This is a genomic window from Rhodoferax sp. RT4P68, from assembly GCF_056521305.1.
This window is the reverse complement of record NZ_JBWMBB010000022.1, coordinates 1-18,501: the sequence shown is the minus strand read 5'-3', so window position 1 is coordinate 18,501 and position 18,501 is coordinate 1. Positions and strand designations below refer to the sequence as shown.

Here is an 18,501-nt window from a genome sequence, read left to right as displayed (position 1 = left end):
CCCGCGCACGGCAAACCAAGGAGCCATGCCATGGGCGACGAGCAGATCTTTCACGAGCGCGTCGCGCTGCATCTGGACACCTGCGGCGTGGCCACGGTCCGCCTGGCGCGGCCCGACAAGATGAACGCGCTGGACGCCGCCATGTTCGACGGCATCCTGGCCGCCGGCGCCGCGCTGCAGCAGGCCCGCGGCCTGCGCGCCGTGGTGCTGCATGGCGAGGGCCGGGCCTTCTGCGCAGGCCTGGACATGGCCAGCTTCGCCAGCATGGCCGAGGGCGGCGGCGGTGCCGTGTCCGGCCTGGCCGGCTTGCACGAACGCACGCATGGCCTGGCCAACCGCTTCCAGCAGGTCGCCTGGCAGTGGCGTGAACTGGCGGTGCCGGTGATCGCCGCGGTCCACGGCGTGGCCTATGGCGGTGGCCTGCAGATCGCGCTGGGGGCCGACCTGCGCCTGCTGGCCGCCGACGCGCGGCTGGCCGTCATGGAAATGCAGTGGGGCCTGGTGCCGGACATGGCCGGCATGGCGTTGCTGCGCGAGCTGGTGCGCGGCGACATCGCCCGCGATCTGGTCTACAGCGCACGCGTGGTCGCCGCCGAGGAGGCCTGCCGCATCGGCCTGGGCACCCGCATCTGCACCGACCCGCTGGCCGAGGCCCTGGCCACGGCCCGCGCCATCGCCGGCCGCAACCCCCATGCGGTGCGCGCCGCCAAGCGGCTGCTCAACCAGAGCTGCGACGCCGATGCGGCTGGCCTGCTGCTGGCCGAGGCGGTCGAACAGCAGCGCCTGGTCGGCAGCCCGAACCAGCGCGAAGCGGTACGCGCGGGCGTCGACAAACGGCCACCCCGTTTTGTAGACTAAAAACGAATACAGAGGTTTTTCTGTCAAACACCCTCGCGCGAGGTGTGTTGGCAGGCCGATGCGCGCATTTCCTGTGCGAAGTAGCAGCAGCGTGTTCGTTACATTGAGTGCAATAACTGCATTCAAGTTACTTTACAACTTCCTAATTTGTCAACCGCTTCGAGCGGTAGCGCTTCATGTCAACCACAAGACAGGCGATATCCGCGCTGGATTTGTAATTGATGTGCAACAAACATATTTAGGCTCTTCACTGGCTTGTTACTGCATCCATAAAATACCGTACGGTCAATCGCTACTGATTGCATGCAAATGAATTGGTAGCCAGTGGCGCCCACAGAGGCGCTGGTGACATCGGTTGCGGGGAGATGACAGCGCGCACAGCTGGCGCCCGGGGTTTCGGGGACGCCACTTCCGTCTGTTTCCCGTGTTCCCAAACCTCTCGCCAGGCTGCAAATTCATGAAGTTCCGCTGTTTGATCGGCTGTGTTGCGGCTGTGCTCGCTGCACCGTCCTGGGCCCTACCGGGCGCTGACATGCCGCTGCGCATCAGCAGCCCCCTTGGCCCGGTATGGGCCTGGACGCTGGGCATCCTGATGGCGCTGGTGATGGTGCTGCTGACGGTCTACACAGCGCGGCATTACGTCTTCTCGCTGAACCGGCTGTTCGCCCGCCAGCGCAACCCCTACGCCAGCCTGGTGAACGCCGACTGGCCGCGCGTGACGATCTTCGTGGCGGCGCACAACGAGGAAGACGTGATCCGCGACTGCCTGGAAAACCTGATGCGCGTGGACTACCCGGCCGACCGCATGCTCGTGGTGCCGGTCAACGACCGCTCCAGCGACCGCACGCGGGAGATCATCGACGAGGTGGTGGCGCGCTTTCCCGGCCGCATCCGCCCGTTCCACCGCGTGGGCGGCAAGCCCGGCAAAGCTGCCGCACTGAAGGACGCGACGGCGCTGGTCGACACCGACTACATCATCGTCTTCGACGCCGACTACATGCCCTCGCGCGGGCTGATCCGCCGGCTGATGGCACCGTTCTTCGACCCCGAGGTCGGCGCCGTCATGGGCCGCGTCGTGCCGCTCAACGTGGGCGCCAACCTGTTGACCCGGCTGCTCGATCTGGAGCGCGCGGGCGGCTACCAGGTGGACCAGCAGGCGCGCATGAACCTGGGCCTGGTGCCGCAGTACGGCGGCACCGTGGGCGGCATCCGCATCAGCGCGCTGCACGCCGTGGGCGGCTGGCACGACGATGTGCTGGCCGAAGACACCGACCTCACCTACCGGCTGCTGCTGGGCGGCTGGCGCACCGTCTACCACAACCGCGCCGAGTGCTATGAGGAAGTGCCGCAGAGCTGGGCCGTGCGCATGCGCCAGATCAAGCGCTGGTCCAAGGGCCACAACCAGGCCCTGGTGCGCCACTTCGGCGGCCTGCTGCGCCAGCCCGGCCTGCGCTGGGCCGAGCGGCTGGACGGGCTGCTGCTGCTGGGCGTCTACATGATGTCGCCGGTGCTGCTGCTGGGCTGGGTGCTCAGCGTGCTGATGTACTTCACCGTCAGCATCCAGTGGATGGGGCCGGCGATGCTGCTGATGGCCTTCATGGTGCACAGCGCGCTGGGCAACTTCGCGGCGTTCTTCGAGATCGCCACGGCCACGCACCTGGACCGCTCGCACCGGCGCATCCGGCTGCTGGCGTTCTCGTTCCTGGGCTTCATCGTGAGCGCCGTGGCGATCATGCGTTCGGTCTATGAGCAGGTGCTGCTGGACCGTCTGCCCGGCGGCAAGTTCCAGTGGGACAAGACCGTGCGCTACCGCCGTGCCAGCCCGGCCCTGGGCCTGCCGCCTGCAAAGGTCGGATCATGATGCTGGCCCTGCTCGTGGTCCTGACGCTCGGCGCGCTGGTGCTGCCGATGCTGCCCGCGCTGTGGGAATGGCGCCGGCCCAGCGACGTGCAGCCGCTGGGCATCGACGAGGCCGACGCGCTGGACCCGCCGTATCTGGCCCGCAGCTTCGCCACGCATCTGACGGGCGCCGTGGCCAACTGCGCAGCGCAACTGGGCAGCACCGAGATCGTGGCCTGCCCCGCCGCCGGTGCCCCGCTGCCACTGACCGACGCCGAGCGCGCGGCCGGCGCCAGCCACCGCGTCTGGCATGCCGACGGTGACCTGCAGCTGCCGGCCGGCGTCTCCTTCTATGCCGAGGTGGCCGCCAAGGGTTCGCTGCGTGCGGCCGAGCGCAGTGTGCACAAGGCGCTGTGGGCTGGTGGCGCGCTGCGCCTGGGTGCGCACGCGTCGGTGCTGCGCTGGGCGCATGGTGACGAGGTGGTCGTCGGCGAGTCGTGCAACCTGGCCGGCCGCGTGACGGCCGAGCGGCTGCTGGTACTGGCGCCGGGCGCCGGCTTCACGCTGCTGCACGCGCCGCGGCTGCAGTTCCTGCCCTGCCGCGTGCGTCCGCCAACCGTGCGCGCGGTCGGCGATGGCGCTGCACTGACCGGCGTGGACTGGGATGCCGGCGGCCTGCGCGCCACCAGCAGCGGCCCGCTGACCGTGCCCGACGGCACAGCCTGGCAGGGTGACCTGGTGTGCCACGGCGACCTGGCGCTGTTCGCGCGCTGCGTGGTGGAGGGCAGTCTGAAGGTGCGTGGCCGGCTGATGGTCGGCGCCGCCTGCACCATCGGCGGCAGCGTGTTCGCCGACGCCGACATCACACTGGACGAAGACTGCAGCGTGCGCGGCGTGCTGATGTCCGAGACCGCGATTGCGATCGGCGACGGCTGCGTGGTCGGCGCGCCGGCCGTGCCCGCGACCGTGGCGGCACCCAGGATCGCGATCGCCGCTGGCGTCGAGGTACATGGCACGGTGTGGGCGGGCGAGCAGGGGCGCTGCGTGGCGCCGGTGGTTGCGGCGGCTTGGGCACCGGCCCACACGCAACGACCCACGCAGGCGGAGACAGCGTGAGCGCCCGGCCCGTGACACGCCGCATCTGGCTGCTGCGCGCTGCCGTGCTGGCACTGGCCGTCACCGCGCTGGTGCTGGTCGGCCTCATCGGCCGCCCGCAGCCGACTGTGGCGCTGGCGCCGACGCGGCTGGCGCTGGTGATTCCCGACGGTCTGCCCATGGCCGACCGGCACGTGCAGGCCTGGCGCGATGCCGCAGCCGAACTGGGTTTTCCGCTGTCGGTGCTGCGCGCTTCCGGGCTGCTGCGCGCCGGCGCGCCGGCGCAGGATGTGGCGCTGATCCTGCCCGACCAGGTGCACCGCCGCATGAACGACGCACTGGTCGCCGCGCTGGACGCACGGGTGCGCGCCGGGGGCCGGCTGCTGCTGGTGAACGATGCCGGCGTGGAAGGTCTGGATGGCGGCTACCACCCGCAGCGCTCGCGCCTGTCGCGGCTGGCCGGGGTCTCCTATGCGCTGTACGGCGAGCTGCGCGAGCGCATGTCGGCCGAGCATGTGGCCTGGGTCGAGGGCGCCGCCGTGCCGCTGCTGCGCCTGCCGCCCGGCAAGCTGATCCGCGACGGCGAGAACGAGCCGATCAACAGCACCCAGGCGCCGCCGCAGGACGAGGAGCCGCTGGCCGTCGTGGGCTACCACTATGGCCGGCTGACCTACCCCGTGTTCACCACCCGAGGCCAGTACGCCGGCCGGCGCCTGATGCACGCGCAAGACGGCAGCCTTCTGGCCGGCCTGCAGACCGTGGGACTGGGCCAGGTGCTGTTCGTCAACCTGCCGCTGACCTACCTGAAGCTGCGCACGGACGGCCTGTTCCTGCACAGCTTCCTGCGCTACTTCGCCCAGGACATCGCCGGCCTGCCGCAGCTCTCGCAGGTGCCGGACGCGCAGGGCGCCATGATCATGAACTGGCACGTGGATTCCGCTGCCGCCGTGCCCGCCATCGAGACGCTGGAAGCGCTGGGCGCCTTCGAGCAAGGACCCTATTCGATTCACCTGACGACCGGCCCCGACGTGGACGAGGTCGGCGACGGCCAGGGCATGGACCTGGCCCGCAACCCCCGCATGCAGCAGTGGGTGCGCCGCTTCGTCGCGCGCGGAGACGAGGTCGGCAGCCACGGCGGCTGGATCCACAACGCCTTCGGCCGCAGCGTCGACAAGCAGTCGCCTGAGCAGTCCATCGCGCTGATCGAACGCAACATCGCCGACGTGCGCGCGGCCAGCGGTCAGCCCGTGCGCGAGTACTCCGCGCCGCTGGGCAACCACCCCGGGTGGACCACCCCGTGGCTGCGCGAGCAGGGCATCGGTGCCTACTACTTCACCGGCGACATCGGCATGGCGCCCACGCGCAGTTACCAGGACGGCAAGCGCAGCCCATCCGGCATGTGGGCGTTTCCGGTGCTGAGCTATGGCGTGCACGCCAGCTTCGAGGAGACCTGGTTCGCCGGCATTTCCCAGAGCGACATTGGCGCCTGGCTGAGAGACGTGGCCGACTTCTGCGCGCAGTTCCGCACCGTGCGCTTGGTGTATTTCCATCCGCCCGGCGTGGCGCTGGTACCGCAGGCATTTCACAGCTGGCTGCAGCACACCGCGGCGATGGTCAAGGCTGGCCAGCTGCGCTGGATCACCATGGCCCAGTACACCGCTTTCGCCAACGAGCGGCTGGCGGTCGAATGGGAGACACAGGTCGACGACCGCGACCCCGCCTCCGAAGTGCTGCAGGCACGCCACCCGCGCACGCTGGACCACTTCGCCTGGCTGCTGCCGGCGCGCCGTTACGGCCAGCCACGTGTGCTGGACGGCATTGCCGTCGTCACACGCGATGGCGACGACTGGCGCGTCGTCGCCGGCGACACGCGGCAGCTGCGGCTGCAGCTGCCGCGGCGTGCCGACATGCCGCCCCCTTCTTCCTCTTCCGCTTCCTCCGCTCCATGACACCGACCTACACCCCTTTTGATCGACCCATCCTGATCTCCGTCGGCACCCGTCCGGAGATCATCAAGATGGCCCCGGTGTACGCCGAACTGCGCCGCCGTGGCATGCCCGTGGTCTGGGCCCACAGCGGCCAGCACCGCGAGATGGCCGAGACGCTGTACCGCTTCTTCGATATCCAGCCCGAGTACGAGGTGACGCTGGAGCGCCGCAACGGCAGCCTGGCGCACCTGAACGCGCTGTTGTTGGAGCGCCTGAGCGAGATCTACGAACACGCCCGGCCCGCCGCCGTGCTGGTGCACGGCGACACCAGCAGCACGCTGGCCTCGGCGCAGGCGGCGTTCTATCTGGACATCCCGATCGGCCATGTCGAGGCCGGGCTGCGCACCTTCCAGCCGCGTGAGCCCTTTCCCGAGGAGAAGAACCGCGAGCTCACCGCGCGCCTGGCGCAGTGGCACTTTGCGCCCACGGCCGGCGCCGCCGCCAACCTGGCGCGCGAGGGCATCGTGGCCCACGCTGTGCACGTGGTGGGCAATACCGCTGTCGATGCCGCACTGACCGGCGTGGCCCGGCTCGACGGCCTGCTGCAGAGCGGCGCGCTGGCCTTGCCCGAGCCGTTGCAGCGCCTGCAGCCCTACCTGGCGCATGGCCGGCTGATCACCGTCACGGCGCACCGCCGCGAGAACTGGGGCGCCGGCATCCAGAACATCGCGCGCGCGGTGGCCAGGCTGTTGCAGGCCGACCCGCGCCTGGCCGTGGTCTGGCCGGTACATGGCAACCCGGCCGTGGCCGACATCGTGCATGCCGAGCTGGGCGAGCTGGTCCCGCGGCTGGAAGGCCGGCTGTGCCTGTGCCCGCCGCTGGACTACCCGGCGCTGCTGTGGTGCCTGCAGCACAGCGCACTGGCGTTGACCGATTCCGGCGGCATCCAGGAAGAGGGCGCCGCGCTGTCGCGCCCGGTGCTGGTGCTGCGCGACACCACCGAGCGGCCCGAGTTGATCGAGGCCGGCGCCGGCATGATCGTGGGCACCGACATGCAGCGCATCGTCGGCACCGTCACGCGCCTGCTGGGCGAGGGTGACGCGCTGGCCCGCATGCGCGAGGCCGTCAACCCCTTCGGCGACGGGCACACCTCGCAGCGCATCGCCGATGTGCTGGAGCCGGCGCTGTGACCATGCGACACGCCTTGAACCGATACGCGCGGGCGCTGCTGCTCGCGGGTGCGCTGCCCGCTGCGACGGGTCTGGCGCAGACCGTCGACAACCTGCCGCCCGCCACCGAGGCGCTGCCACAGTCTGTCGCGCCGGCACCGTCGGCCACTGCCGCGCCGCCGCGCATGACCTGGGAGCTGGTGACCACGCACAGCGAGCTCAGTGCCGGCCTGTCCGATGGCGCCTCGATCAGCCTGCGCGGTGCCATCGCGCTGCCGCGCGGCGACGTGCTGCAAGTCGAGCTGATGGAGGAGAACAAGTTCGGCGAGCACGGCGGCGTGGCGGTGGGGGCTTACACCCGCGTGCTGTCCGACGACTGGTACCTGGTGCAGACGCTCGTGGTCGGACACGGCGGGCCGGCCTGGTCCAACGTGCGCGTGGACACACAGGTCTCGCGCAAGTGGCTGGCGCAGCGCCAACTGGTCAGCTCCGTGGCGTTGTACCGGGCCTGGCTGGAGGGCAATCGCAGCGACAAGGGCGCGCGGCTGTCGCTGGCCTGGTACCTGCCGGTCGCCGCAGTGGTGGAGGCCGGCATCGTGCTCAACGTCAGCGACCCCGGCAACGTGAACTCGCGCATGCCCTATGTGGCGGTGACCCTGGGGCGCGAGGGCCAGCAGTACGTCAGCCTGCGCGTGGCCAGCGGCTCCGAGGCCTACCAGGCCATCGGCAGCCAAGCCCAGCTGGTCGACTTCGACAGCACCAGCGTGGCGCTGAACTGGCGCAAGTGGCTGGGGCCGCGCTGGGGCCTCTCGGCCCAGGCCGAGTTCTACCGCAACCCGACCTACCGGCGCCGCACGCTGGGCGTCGGCCTGTTCGCGCAGTTCTAGATGCACAAGCCTTTGCATTCCCACGACACCGTCCAGCGGCTGCGTGCGCGCGGCCACCTGGGCGGCACCATCGCGCAGCACCGGGCCATCTGGCGCCAAAGCCTGTCGCTCGGCCGTGTGCTGGAAAGCCTGGGGTTGGCGATGGCCTTCACCGGCCTGCTGCTGTGGCTGCGGCCGTGGATCGGCCAGGCCTGGGGTGGCGAGTTGCTGTGGTGGATCCGCGGGCTCGAACTGCCGGGCTACTTCGCGCCCGGCGATCCGCAGACGGCGGGCGCAGTCGGCATGGTGGTGCCCGTCGTCGCGCCCGAGATGCCGGCCCCCGACGCCTGGTCGCCGATGAAGCACGGCGCCGCGCTGCTGCTGCTGTGGTGGTGCACGGGCTGGGTGTCGGATGCGGCCAAGCCACTGGCTTTCTTCGTGCGGCTGGGGGTGCTGGTGCATGCGGCCTCGGTGGTGTTCTTCATGTTCTGGTCGGGCAGCTTCACGCACACCATGTCCGGCCACGTGGCCAGCGGCCTGCGCCAGGCCTGGTACCTGATGCTGGCCACGCCGTGGATCCACTTGCTGACGTACTACCTGTTCCCGTTCGCCGCCTGGCAGCGCGCACTGATCACGGGGGCGACACTGGCCTACCTGTTCGTGCTGACGCCGCTGCAATACGCGCTGCACGTGGCGCTGGCCTGGCAGGCAGGCCTCATCCTGCTGCCGCTGCTCAGCCTGATGTTCGGCGTGATGCTGCCGGTCATCAGCGTGGTTGCGCTCTACGGATGGGGCATGGGCTGGCGCAAACTTGGCGCGGAGGTTCGCAGTGCCGGATGAACCCGGAGTCTGCAGCGGCGGCTTCGTGGGAGCCCTGGCCGCACTGCTGATGGCTTGCACGGGCGGCGGCGGCGACCCACCGGCCACACCCACCTCGGCGCCGACCCCTGCGCCAGCTTCGGCTTCGGCTACCGCTTCAGTTGCGACGCCCGCGCCCGCAGCAGCGTCTTGCGAACGCGGTGGCTTGGTGGACACCGCTTTGCGCGACGCGGCACTGACCATGCTGTCGCAGCTGGTGGTCCACGCGCCGGGCCAGGCCGCGCATGGCGCCATCAGGTCCAACCTGGCGCCCGGCCACGTCAGCCCCAACGGCGACGCGTGGCATTTCATCTCGGCCTACCAGGTGAACCTGGCCCTGTCCGAAGCACTGCGCGTGGCGCCGGCCCAGGCACCTGCGGCCGCCGCATGGCTGCGCTGGCAATCGCGTCACACCACGCCTACCGGCCCGGGCCAGGCCATCGTGTTCGACCACTGGGTGCGCGCCGGCGACCTGCAGGTGTCCAGTTGCCCGGCGGGTCGCCTGCCTGCCAACTGCCCCGACGTGGACGCCCACGACAGCACGGCCGCCTCGCTGTTGCTGATGGCCGATGCCTACCTGGCAACCACCGGCGACCCGGCGCTGCTGCGCGAGGCCGGCGTACGCGCCGCGCTCGAGGGGGCCGCAGCCGCCGTGACGGCGCTGACCGGCGCCCAGGGCCTGACTTCGGCCAAGCCCGGCTTTCTGGTCGACTACCTGATGGACGCCGCCGAAGTAGCGGCCGGCTGGCGAGCCTGGGCCCGCGTGCAGCAATCGGCCTATGCGGACACCGCCGGCGCCGCTACCAGCCTGGCCGCCGCCGTGCGCACCGAGGGCGCCATACGCACCCATCTGTGGCATGCCCCGCGCGGGGCCTGGCGCGTCAGCCTGCAGGCCGGCGCGCCCGATTTCTCGGTCTGGTACGCCGACACCGTGGCCCAGGCTTGGCCGCTGTTGTGGGGCGTGGCGGGGCCGACCGCCACGGACGCCGCCAGCGCCTGGCGCGCGGCCGCCCGCCATTGGCAGGGCACGGCCGACTGGTCGGTGCGCGATGTCGACCCCGACGGCTTCTGGTGGCCCTCCATCGCCGTGGCCGCGCGTTGCGTCGGCGACGAGGCGCCCGCCCGCGCGTGGGTGGCCCGCGCCCGCAGTGCCTGGCTGCAGCCCGGCCAGCCATTCGCCTGGCCGTTCCAGATCGGCGACCTGCGCTGGCTGCTCTGGCTGGCCGACCCCGTGGCCCCTGTATTCCCCGCGCCGCGTTGACGCGGTGCTTGTGTGCTTGCCTGTTCCAAGAAACTATCTCAAGAGGTGCTTCCATGAAGATGATGCTTCGTCTCCTGCGTCGTTCATCCGCCGCGCGGTGCCGCCATGCGGCTTCGCTGGGGCTGATGCTGCTGGCCCTCGTGGCCGGCCCCGCGCTGGCCGGCGTGCGTGACCAGCTCACGCTGCTGGTGCCCAACAACGCCGTCCTGTCCAGCTGGCAGGTCCAGGTCTGGACCGACACGGCGGCCGAAGAAGGCATCCAGCTGGAGGTGATGACCGACAGCGCCTTCCGGGCCCTGGGCAACAACGCCGCTTCGTCCGTTGCCGGGCTGATCCTTCCCGACAGCGCGCACATCCAGGCCAGCGATGCCCTGGTGGCGGCCGTCAAGCAGTACGTGGCCCGGGGGGGCCGTCTGATGCTGACGTTCGACGCCGGCTCGCTGAACGAGAACGGCTCGTACGATCCGGCGGGCCGGTCGCGCTTCTCCGATCTTGTCGGCGTGGACTACGTGCTGGACCAGAGCCTGCGCGACCGCGTCGTCGGCTTTGGCCCCGTGGTCGGCACCAGGGGCCGGCTGGACAACCTTTCGCTGCCGCCGGGCAAGTACCTGCCCTACGCGGATTCCGGCGTCGCAGGCCGCTCCAGCGTGTCGCTGCCGGCCTATGTGCCGACCAGCCGCTTCGACCCGGGCGGCTCGGGCTACATGCGCAACTGGCTGGCCTCGCGCGCCAACGGCACGCGCTGGGCATGGAATTACTTGGGCGGCCCGGCCCTGCGCTACGACAGCCTGGTGAACAACGCCACCCAGGCCCTGACGCAAATGAGCATGAACGCACCGGCGACCGTGGCCGACAGCCTGCGCCGCGCCGACGACGTCAGCGCCCGCGTCGGCACCGACGGCAGGGGTTGGACCGAGATCTCGCCCAGCCGAACCGCCACCAACCTGGCGGCCGACGACGCCACGCTGCAGACCATCAGCGGCTACGGCTACAGCGAGGTGGGCTACTACCACTTCGTCACCACCGGCACCTTCCCCGGCACGGTGTTCCTGAGCTCGCCCGAGTTCGGCCTGGTGGCCGGTGAGCGCAGCTACGGCAACGGCAAGGTGCTGTTCGTGAACATCCCGCTGGGCCAGTTCAAGGCGCTGGGCACGGACGGCGCGCTGCTGCATGGCTTCCTGACCCATTTCGCGCGCGACCAGGTGGCCATCCCCCGCCTGTCGGCACAGCCCAACGGCATTGGCGGCCTGGTCTACAACTGGCACGTGGACGACGGCGACGATGTCGTGCCCGACTACAAGTACCTGATGCAGCTGGACTGGATGAAGAATGCCGGCCCGTTCTCGGTGCACTTCACGGCCGGCCCGGACGTGGCCGTGCCGGGCGATGGCCTGGGCATGAACCTGCCGTACAACCCCGCCGCGCAGGACGTGGTGCGCCGCGCCGCCAAGGTGGGCCGCTATGTCTTTGGCGACTGGGCGCGCCAGAGCATCGGCTCGCACGGTGGCTGGAACCACAACCTCTACGGCTTCGGCGCCAACGAGGACAACGCCGCCACCTACCAGCCCTGGCTGACGCTGAACTTCGGCGCCATCGAAGATGTCACCGGTTTCAGACTGCGCGAGTACTCCGCCCCTCTGGGCAACAACCCGACCTGGGCCGTGAACTGGATCGAAGCGCGCGGCGTGGTCGGCATGTACTCGGTCAGCAACACCGGATCGGCCGCCACGCGCGAATGGCGCAACGGCGCGCGGCTGACGAACAAGCTGTGGGCCAACCCGATCGCGCCGTTCGGCGTCTCGGCCACGTTCGAAGAGTTCGAGGCCAACGGCCAGACCGATGCGCAATCGGCCCAGTGGCTGGTGGACCTGCAGAGCTTCGTCGTCAACCACCGCACCAACCGCCTGTTCTACAACCACCCGCCCGGCGCGCTGGCCCACCTCGGTGTGGTGGAGACCTTCGTCAAGCGCGCCACGAGCCTGGCCGGCGTGAACAAGTTCCGCTGGTACAGCATGCAGGAGCTGGCGGACTTCAACCAGCGCCGCATCCAGACCACCTGGGAGAGCACCAAGGTGCTGGGCACCAACTACATCACGATGCAAAACCCGCAGTCCCTGGCCGACGTGAGCATGCTGCTGCCGCGCAGCCGCTACGAGCGCCCGTGGATCATGGTGGGCCTGAGCACCGTGACGTATGACGCCACCTACTGGATCGTGACCGCCAAGGCGGGCAGCTGGCTGAAGATGATCGCGCAGGAGCGTTGATCGACGCTTCGGCGCGCACATGAACAGGCCGCGCGGTTGCGCGGCCTTTTGCTTGGTGCGCCTCGCGGGATGTGGCGGGAGGACGCAAACATTCGTCACATTGCGTGAATCCAGCGCAAGCCTTGGACGCGATGCTTCGGGCTCAGCGGGCGGTGCCGTGCCGACCGCAGGACGGAGACAAGCATGCCAACACCCCACCTCTACGACAGCGGCCTGGAGCGCAACCGCGCGAACCATGTCGCCCTGTCGCCCCTGTCGCCCCTGTCTTACCTGCAGCGCGCAGCCGCGGTCTACCCGGAGCGCAGCGCCATCGTCTACGGCGCGCGGCGCCAGAGCTGGGCGCAGACCTTCGAGCGCTGCCGCCGCCTGGCCAGTGCCCTGCAGCGTGCCGGCGTCGGCCCCGGCGACACCGTGGCGCTGATGCTGCCCAACGTGCCCGCCATGCTGGAGGCGCATTTCGGCGTGCCGGCCGCCGGCGCCGTGCTGAACACCCTGAACACCCGGCTCGACGCCGAGGCCATCGCCTTCATGCTGCAGCACGGCGAGGCCAAGGTGCTGCTGACCGACCGCGAATTCGCCAGCGTCATCAGCAAGGCCTTGACGCTGCTGGGCCCGCGCCGCCCGCTGGTGATCGAGGTGGAAGATGACGACGCGCCCGACGGCCCGCGCCTGGGCGAGCTCAGCTACGAGTCCTTCCTGGCCGGTGGCGACCCGGCCTTCGCCTGGCAGCTGCCCGCCGACGAGTGGGATGCCATTGCGCTGAACTACACCTCGGGCACCACCGGCAACCCCAAGGGCGTGGTGACGCACCACCGGGGCGCCTATCTCAACGCGGCCAGCAATGTGATCAGCTGGAGCATGCCGCACCACGCCGTCTACCTGTGGACGCTGCCGATGTTCCACTGCAACGGCTGGTGCTTCCCCTGGACGATGGCGCTGATCGCCGGCACCAGCGTGTGCCTGCGCCGCGTGGAGCCGGCGCACATCTTCTCGCTGGTGCGCGAGCATGGCGTGACGCATCTGTGCGGCGCGCCCATCGTCTACAGCATGCTGATCAATGCGCCGGCTGCCCTGCGCGAAGGCATCACGCACCGGCTGCAAGGGCAGATCGCAGGCGCTGCGCCGCCGGCCGCCGTGATCGAAGGCTGCGAGGCCGCCGGCATCGCGCTGACGCATGTCTACGGCCTCACCGAGGTCTACGGCCCCGCCGCCGTCTGTGCCAAGCAGCAGGAGTGGGATGTGCTGCCCGCGGCCGAGCGCGCGATGCGCAATGGCCGCCAGGGCGTGGCTGCGCCGATGCAGCAGGAGGTGGCGGTGCTGGACCCGCAGACCTTCGCGCCGGTGCCGGCCGATGGCACCACGGTCGGCGAGATCTTCTTTCGCGGCAACGTCGTCATGAAGGGCTATCTGAAGAACCCCGAGGCTACGGCCGAGGCCTTCGCGGGCGGCTGGTTCCACACCGGCGACCTGGCCGTGCTGCACCCGGACGGCTACGTGAAGATCACCGACCGCAGCAAGGACGTGATCATCTCCGGCGGCGAGAACATCAGCTCGCTGGAGGTCGAAGACGCGCTGCACCGCCACCCGTCCGTGCTGCTGGCCGCCGTGGTGGCGCAGCCCGATGCGAAGTGGGGCGAGGTGCCGTGCGCCTTCGTCGAACTGAAGGACGGCGCGCACGCCACCGAGGCCGAGATGGTCGAGTTCTGCCGCGGCCTGCTGGCCCGCTTCAAGGTGCCCAAGCGCGTGGTCTTTGGCGCACTGCCCAAGACATCGACCGGAAAGATCCAGAAGTTCGTGCTGCGCGAGCAGACCCGCGCCGCCAGCGCCATTGAATAAACCCCCGGAGACACCCATGAAAACCATCGACGTCCACAAGCTCGCCGACGAGGCGAAGTTCAACCGATTTCACCTGCGCGTACTGCTCTGGTGCCTGCTCATCATCATCATCGACGGCTACGACATCGCGGTGGCCGGCACGGCCTTGCCGTCCATCATGCAAGAGATGGGCGTGACCGCTTCGACCGCCGGCTTCATGGCCAGCTCGGCACTGTTCGGCATGATGTTCGGCGCCATCTTTTTAGGCACGCTGTCCGACCGCATCGGGCGGCGCTGGACGATTTCGATCTGCGTGTTCCTGTTCAGCGTGTTCACCGCAGCGGCCGGCTTCACCAACGACCCCATCACCTTCAGCGTGATGCGCTTCATCGCCGGCCTGGGCATCGGCGGCGTGATGCCCAACATCGTCGCGCAGATGACCGAGTACGCGCCCAAGAAGATCCGCAGCCTCATGACCACGGCCATGTTTTCCGGCTACGCGCTGGGCGGCATTCTGGCGGCGGTGCTGGGCAAGCAGCTGATCGGCGACTACGGCTGGCAGGCGGTGTTCATCGCCGCCGGCGCGCCGGTGCTGCTGATCCCGTTCATCCTGAAGACCATGCCCGAGTCGCTGCCCTACCTGGTCGCCCACAAGGACGACGCGCACCTGCGCGAGGTGGTGCAAAAGATCGAGCCGAGCCTGCACGTCGCGCCCGGTGACCGCTTCCTCGTGCCCGAGAAAGACCTGGCCAAGGGCGCGCCGCTGGCCCAGCTGTTCCAGGACGGGCGTGGCCTCTCGACGGTGATGTTCTGGATCGCGTTCTTCACCGGCCTGTTCATGATCTACGCGCTGTCCAGCTGGCTGACCAAGCTGATGGCCATGTCCGGCTACAGCCTGGGCTCGGCGCTGTCGTTCGTGATCGCGCTGAACCTGGGCGCCATGGTGGGTGCCATCGCCGGCGGCTGGCTGGCCGACCGCTTCCACATCAAGTGGGTGCTGGTGACCATGTATGCGCTGGGTGGCGTGTTCCTGTACCTCATGACCTACAAGACCTCGACCGAGGTGCTGTACTTCATCATCGCCATGGTGGGCGCCTGCTCCACCGGGGCGCAGATCGTGGCCTATGCGTACTGTGGCCAGTTCTACCCGATGGCAATCCGCTCCACGGGCATCGGCATGGCAGCCGGCGTCGGCCGGCTGGGCGCCATTGCCGCGCCGCTGCTGATCGGCTTGATCGTGTCGCTCAAGCTGCCGCTGGAGCAGAACTTCCTGGTCATCGGCGCAGGCGGCGTGATCGGCGCGCTGGCGCTGGCCTTCATCGACCACCGGCGCTCGGCCTCGGCCATCGTCGACGAGGTGGCACCCGTGCCGGCCCACGCTGGCAAGGGCTCCGCCGCCGGCGCGCGCGCCTGACGTTCTCTCACCGCAAGGAATCCCCATGACCCCCTACCAGGCGCCGCTGCGCGACATGCTGTTCACCATGAAGGAAGTGGCCGGGCTGGACGCCGTCTGCGCCCAACCCGGCCACGAGGACACCACGCCCGATGTGGTCGAGGCGGTGCTCGAAGAATCCGCCAAGTTCGCCGCCGGCGTGCTGGACCCGATCAACGCCACGGGTGACCGCCAGGGCGTGCGCTGGGACCGGGGCCGCGTGCAATCGGCCGACGGCTTTGCCCACGCCTACGCCGCGTTCTGCGAGGCCGGCTGGCACGCCATGCCGGCCGACACGGCGCACGGCGGCCAGGGCATGCCCACGCTGGTCAGCACCGCCGTGCTGGAGATGTGGAAGTCCTCGAACCTGGCGTTCTCGCTGTGCCAGATGCTGACGCTGGGCGCGGTCGCGGCGATTGCGCACCACGGCACGGATGCGCTGAAGGCGCGCTTCCTGCCGAACATGGTGGCCGGCCGCTGGACCGGCACCATGAACCTGACCGAGCCGCAAGCCGGCAGCGACCTGGCCGCACTGCGCAGCCGCGCCGTGCCTGAGGGCGATCACTACCGCGTGAGCGGCAGCAAGATCTTCATCACCTGGGGCGAGCACGATCTGGCCGAGAACATCGTGCACCTGGTGCTGGCCCGCCTGCCCGATGCGCCTGCTGGCGTGAAGGGCATCTCGCTGTTCGCCTGCCCGAAGTTTCTGGTGGGCGACGACGGCCGGCTGGGCGCGCGCAACGACCTGCAGTGCACGTCGGTCGAGCACAAGCTGGGCATCCATGCCAGCCCCACCGCGTCGATGAGCTTTGGCGAGCAGGGCGGCGCCATCGGCTATCTGGTGGGCCAGCCGCACCAGGGCCTGGCCTGCATGTTCACGATGATGAACCACGCGCGGCTGAATGTGGGCCTGGAGGGCGTGGGCATTGCCGAGCGTGCCTACCAGCGGGCCCGCGCCTACGCGCTGGACCGGGTGCAGGGCGCCACGCTGGTGCCGGGCAGCCGCAGCATCATCGGCCACCCCGACGTGCGCCGCATGCTGATGGACATGAAGGCGCGTGTGGAGGCCATGCGCGCACTGGCCTATTTCGCGGCCGGCCAGATGGACCGCGCCGAGGGCCATGCCGACGCCGATCAACGCCGTGCCAGCGCCGCGCTGGTGCAACTGCTGACGCCTGTCGTCAAGGGCTGGTGCACCGACACGGCTTTCGGCGTGGTGACCGACGGCGTGCAGGTGCACGGCGGCATGGGCTATGTGGAGGAGACCGGCTGCGCGCAAGACCTGCGCGATGCACGCATCACCACCATCTATGAGGGCACGACCGGCATCCAGGCCAACGACTTGATCGGCCGCAAGTTGGCGCGCGAGGGCGGCCAGACCATGCAGGCCCTGAGCGCGCGCATGGCGGGCGACGCGCGTCGCCTGGCCGGGGGGCCTGCCGCGCTGGCGGATGTGGGCCACGCGCTGCAGGCCGGCCTGCAGGCGCTGGACGTGGCCACCGATTGGCTCCTGCAGCACAGCGCGGCATCACCGGCCGGCGCTGCGGCAGGCGCCGTGCCCTACCTGCGGCTGACCGGCACCGTCGTCGGCGGCTGGCTGATGGCCTTGTCGGCCGAGGCGGCGGCCACGCTGCTGTCGGCCGGCGACGCCGAGGCCGATTTCCTCAGCGCCAAGGTGCACACCGCGCGCCACTACATGGCGCACCAGATGGCGCAGGCCGGCGGCCTGCGCGACACCGTCACCGGCGGCGCCGCCAGCACGCTGGCGCTGGCCGACCACCAGTTCTGAAAGGGACACCATGAAAGCCTACAACGGCGGGACATCGAAGACCCGCAGCCCCGCAGGAGTTGCCGCATGAAGATCCTCGTGTGCGTCAAACGCGTGGTCGACTACAACGTGAAAGTTCGCGTGAAGTCCGACGGCAGCGGCGTCGACATCGCCAACGTCAAGATGAGCATGAACCCGTTCGACGAGATCGCGATCGAGGAAGCCGTGCGTCTCAAAGAAAAGGGCCTGGCGACCGAAGTCATTGCCGTCTCCTGCGGCGTGCAGCAGTGCCAGGAAACCCTGCGCACCGCCATGGCCATCGGCGCCGACCGCGCCATCCTGGTGCTGACCCCCGCGGATGGTCTCGAGCTGCAGCCGCTGGCCGTGGCCAAGCTCCTGAAGGCCGTGGTCGACAAGGAACAACCCGGCCTCGTCATCCTGGGCAAGCAGGCCATCGACGACGACTGCAACCAGACCGGCCAGATGCTGGCCGCCCTGGCCGACCTGCCGCAAGCCACCTTCGCCAGCAAGATCGAACTGGCCGACGGCAAAGTCAGCGTCACGCGTGAAGTCGACGGTGGCCTGGAGACGCTGAGCCTGTCCACGCCCGCCGTCATCACCACCGACCTGCGCCTGAACGAGCCGCGCTACGTCACGCTGCCCAACATCATGAAGGCCAAGAAGAAGCAGCTGGACACCTTCAAGCCCGAAGACCTGGTTGTGGACGTTGCCAGCAAGCTCAAGACCCTGAAGGTCAGCGAGCCGCCCAAACGCAGCGCCGGCATCAAGGTGCCCGACGTGGCCACCCTGGTCGCCAAGCTCAAGAACGAAGCGAAAGTGATCTGACCCCCAGTCTTCGCGCACTGCGTGTCGCTTCGCCAACCCCCTTGCAGGGGGCAACACCAGCGGCCCGGCAAAGCCGGTTCCGCGGTGTTCCTGGAAGGGGCACGCGTTCAAGCCCTGTCACGCTTCACGGAACCACCACATGAGCATCCTCGTCATCGCAGAACACGACAACGCCTCGATCAAGGGCGCCACGCTGAACACCGTCGCCGCCGCCGTCGCGTGCGGGGGTGACGTGCACGTCCTCATCGCCGGCCACAACGCCGCTGCCGCAGCGCAAGCCGCCAGCCAGATCGCCGGCGTCGCCAAGGTGCTGCACGCAGAAAGCCCCGGCCTTGCGCACGGCCTGGCCGAAAACGTCGCCGCGCAGGTGCTGGCCATCGCCTCGGGCTACAGCCACCTGCTGTTCCCCGCCACCGCCAGCGGCAAGAACATCGCCCCGCGCGTGGCCGCCAAGCTGGACGTGAGCCAGATCAGCGAGATCACCAAGGTGGACAGCCCCGAC

The 18,501-nt window shown here is 69.5% G+C and carries 13 protein-coding genes and 1 pseudogene; all 14 read left to right on the top strand.

Features of this window, described 5'->3' with window-relative positions; translation table 11 throughout:
* The first annotated feature begins 30 nt into the window (after positions 1–30).
* Positions 31–858, top strand: coding sequence for a crotonase/enoyl-CoA hydratase family protein (locus AC099J_RS30210; RefSeq protein WP_479619020.1), 828 nt, complete (start codon positions 31–33; stop codon positions 856–858).
* 532 nt (positions 859–1,390) lie between these two features.
* Positions 1,391–2,719 carry a glycosyltransferase family 2 protein gene (locus tag AC099J_RS30205; RefSeq protein ID WP_479619019.1) on the top strand — a complete coding sequence of 443 codons (1,329 nt, stop codon included), beginning with the start codon at positions 1,391–1,393 and terminating at the stop codon, positions 2,717–2,719.
* A complete protein-coding gene (locus AC099J_RS30200; protein WP_479619018.1) occupies positions 2,716–3,813 on the top strand; it encodes a bactofilin family protein in 1,098 nt (365 codons plus the stop codon). Before AC099J_RS30205 ends, AC099J_RS30200 begins: the two co-directional genes overlap by 4 nt.
* Positions 3,810–5,741: a polysaccharide deacetylase family protein gene (locus tag AC099J_RS30195; RefSeq protein ID WP_479619017.1), complete on the top strand. Its 1,932-nt coding sequence runs from the start codon at positions 3,810–3,812 to the stop codon at positions 5,739–5,741. The genes AC099J_RS30200 and AC099J_RS30195 overlap by 4 nt, the downstream gene beginning before the upstream one ends.
* Positions 5,738–6,910 carry a non-hydrolyzing UDP-N-acetylglucosamine 2-epimerase gene (gene wecB / locus AC099J_RS30190; protein WP_479619016.1) on the top strand — a complete coding sequence of 391 codons (1,173 nt, stop codon included), beginning with the start codon at positions 5,738–5,740 and terminating at the stop codon, positions 6,908–6,910. Before AC099J_RS30195 ends, wecB begins: the two co-directional genes overlap by 4 nt.
* A 2-nt stretch (positions 6,911–6,912) precedes the next feature.
* Positions 6,913–7,776, top strand: coding sequence for a YaiO family outer membrane beta-barrel protein (locus AC099J_RS30185; RefSeq protein WP_479619035.1), 864 nt, complete (start codon positions 6,913–6,915; stop codon positions 7,774–7,776).
* The gene (locus tag AC099J_RS30180) at positions 7,777–8,595 is read left to right on the top strand and encodes a hypothetical protein (protein ID WP_479619015.1); all 819 of its coding nucleotides are present in this window, start codon (positions 7,777–7,779) and stop codon (positions 8,593–8,595) included. It abuts the gene before it with no gap.
* Between the two features lie 187 nt (positions 8,596–8,782).
* Complete coding sequence (locus tag AC099J_RS30175) at positions 8,783–9,874, top strand: hypothetical protein (RefSeq protein WP_479619014.1); 1,092 nt, start codon at positions 8,783–8,785, stop codon at positions 9,872–9,874.
* Positions 9,875–9,927: 53 nt separating this feature from the next.
* Entirely contained in the window at positions 9,928–12,138 is a 2,211-nt protein-coding gene (locus AC099J_RS30170) for a hypothetical protein (RefSeq protein WP_479619013.1), read from the top strand.
* Between the two features lie 183 nt (positions 12,139–12,321).
* Positions 12,322–13,974 (top strand): acyl-CoA synthetase, encoded by a 1,653-nt coding sequence (locus AC099J_RS30165; protein ID WP_479619012.1) that lies wholly within the window; start codon positions 12,322–12,324, stop codon positions 13,972–13,974.
* A 16-nt stretch (positions 13,975–13,990) separates the two neighbouring features.
* Positions 13,991–15,367 carry an MFS transporter gene (locus tag AC099J_RS30160; RefSeq protein WP_479619011.1) on the top strand — a complete coding sequence of 459 codons (1,377 nt, stop codon included), beginning with the start codon at positions 13,991–13,993 and terminating at the stop codon, positions 15,365–15,367.
* A gap of 25 nt (positions 15,368–15,392) precedes the next feature.
* Positions 15,393–17,174 carry an acyl-CoA dehydrogenase gene (locus AC099J_RS30155; RefSeq protein WP_479619010.1) on the top strand — a complete coding sequence of 594 codons (1,782 nt, stop codon included), beginning with the start codon at positions 15,393–15,395 and terminating at the stop codon, positions 17,172–17,174.
* Positions 17,175–17,240: 66 nt separating this feature from the next.
* The gene (locus tag AC099J_RS30150) at positions 17,241–17,999 is read left to right on the top strand and encodes an electron transfer flavoprotein subunit beta/FixA family protein (protein WP_479619009.1); all 759 of its coding nucleotides are present in this window, start codon (positions 17,241–17,243) and stop codon (positions 17,997–17,999) included.
* Between the two features lie 139 nt (positions 18,000–18,138).
* Positions 18,139–18,501: pseudogene (locus AC099J_RS30145) on the top strand (electron transfer flavoprotein subunit alpha/FixB family protein); the annotation flags it as partial.

Bases quoted from the DNA above. Each gene is read 5' to 3' on its own strand.
- AC099J_RS30210 (WP_479619020.1), top strand. From the start codon at position 31: ATGGGCGACGAGCAGATCTTTCACGAGCGCGTCGCGCTGCATCTGGAC.
- AC099J_RS30205 (WP_479619019.1), top strand. From the start codon at position 1,391: ATGCCGCTGCGCATCAGCAGCCCCCTTGGCCCGGTATGGGCCTGGACG.
- AC099J_RS30200 (WP_479619018.1), top strand. From the start codon at position 2,716: ATGATGCTGGCCCTGCTCGTGGTCCTGACGCTCGGCGCGCTGGTGCTG.
- wecB (WP_479619016.1), top strand. From the start codon at position 5,738: ATGACACCGACCTACACCCCTTTTGATCGACCCATCCTGATCTCCGTC.
- AC099J_RS30185 (WP_479619035.1), top strand. From the start codon at position 6,913: ATGCGACACGCCTTGAACCGATACGCGCGGGCGCTGCTGCTCGCGGGT.
- AC099J_RS30180 (WP_479619015.1), top strand. From the start codon at position 7,777: ATGCACAAGCCTTTGCATTCCCACGACACCGTCCAGCGGCTGCGTGCG.
- AC099J_RS30170 (WP_479619013.1), top strand. From the start codon at position 9,928: ATGAAGATGATGCTTCGTCTCCTGCGTCGTTCATCCGCCGCGCGGTGC.
- AC099J_RS30165 (WP_479619012.1), top strand. From the start codon at position 12,322: ATGCCAACACCCCACCTCTACGACAGCGGCCTGGAGCGCAACCGCGCG.
- AC099J_RS30160 (WP_479619011.1), top strand. From the start codon at position 13,991: ATGAAAACCATCGACGTCCACAAGCTCGCCGACGAGGCGAAGTTCAAC.
- AC099J_RS30155 (WP_479619010.1), top strand. From the start codon at position 15,393: ATGACCCCCTACCAGGCGCCGCTGCGCGACATGCTGTTCACCATGAAG.
- AC099J_RS30150 (WP_479619009.1), top strand. From the start codon at position 17,241: ATGAAGATCCTCGTGTGCGTCAAACGCGTGGTCGACTACAACGTGAAA.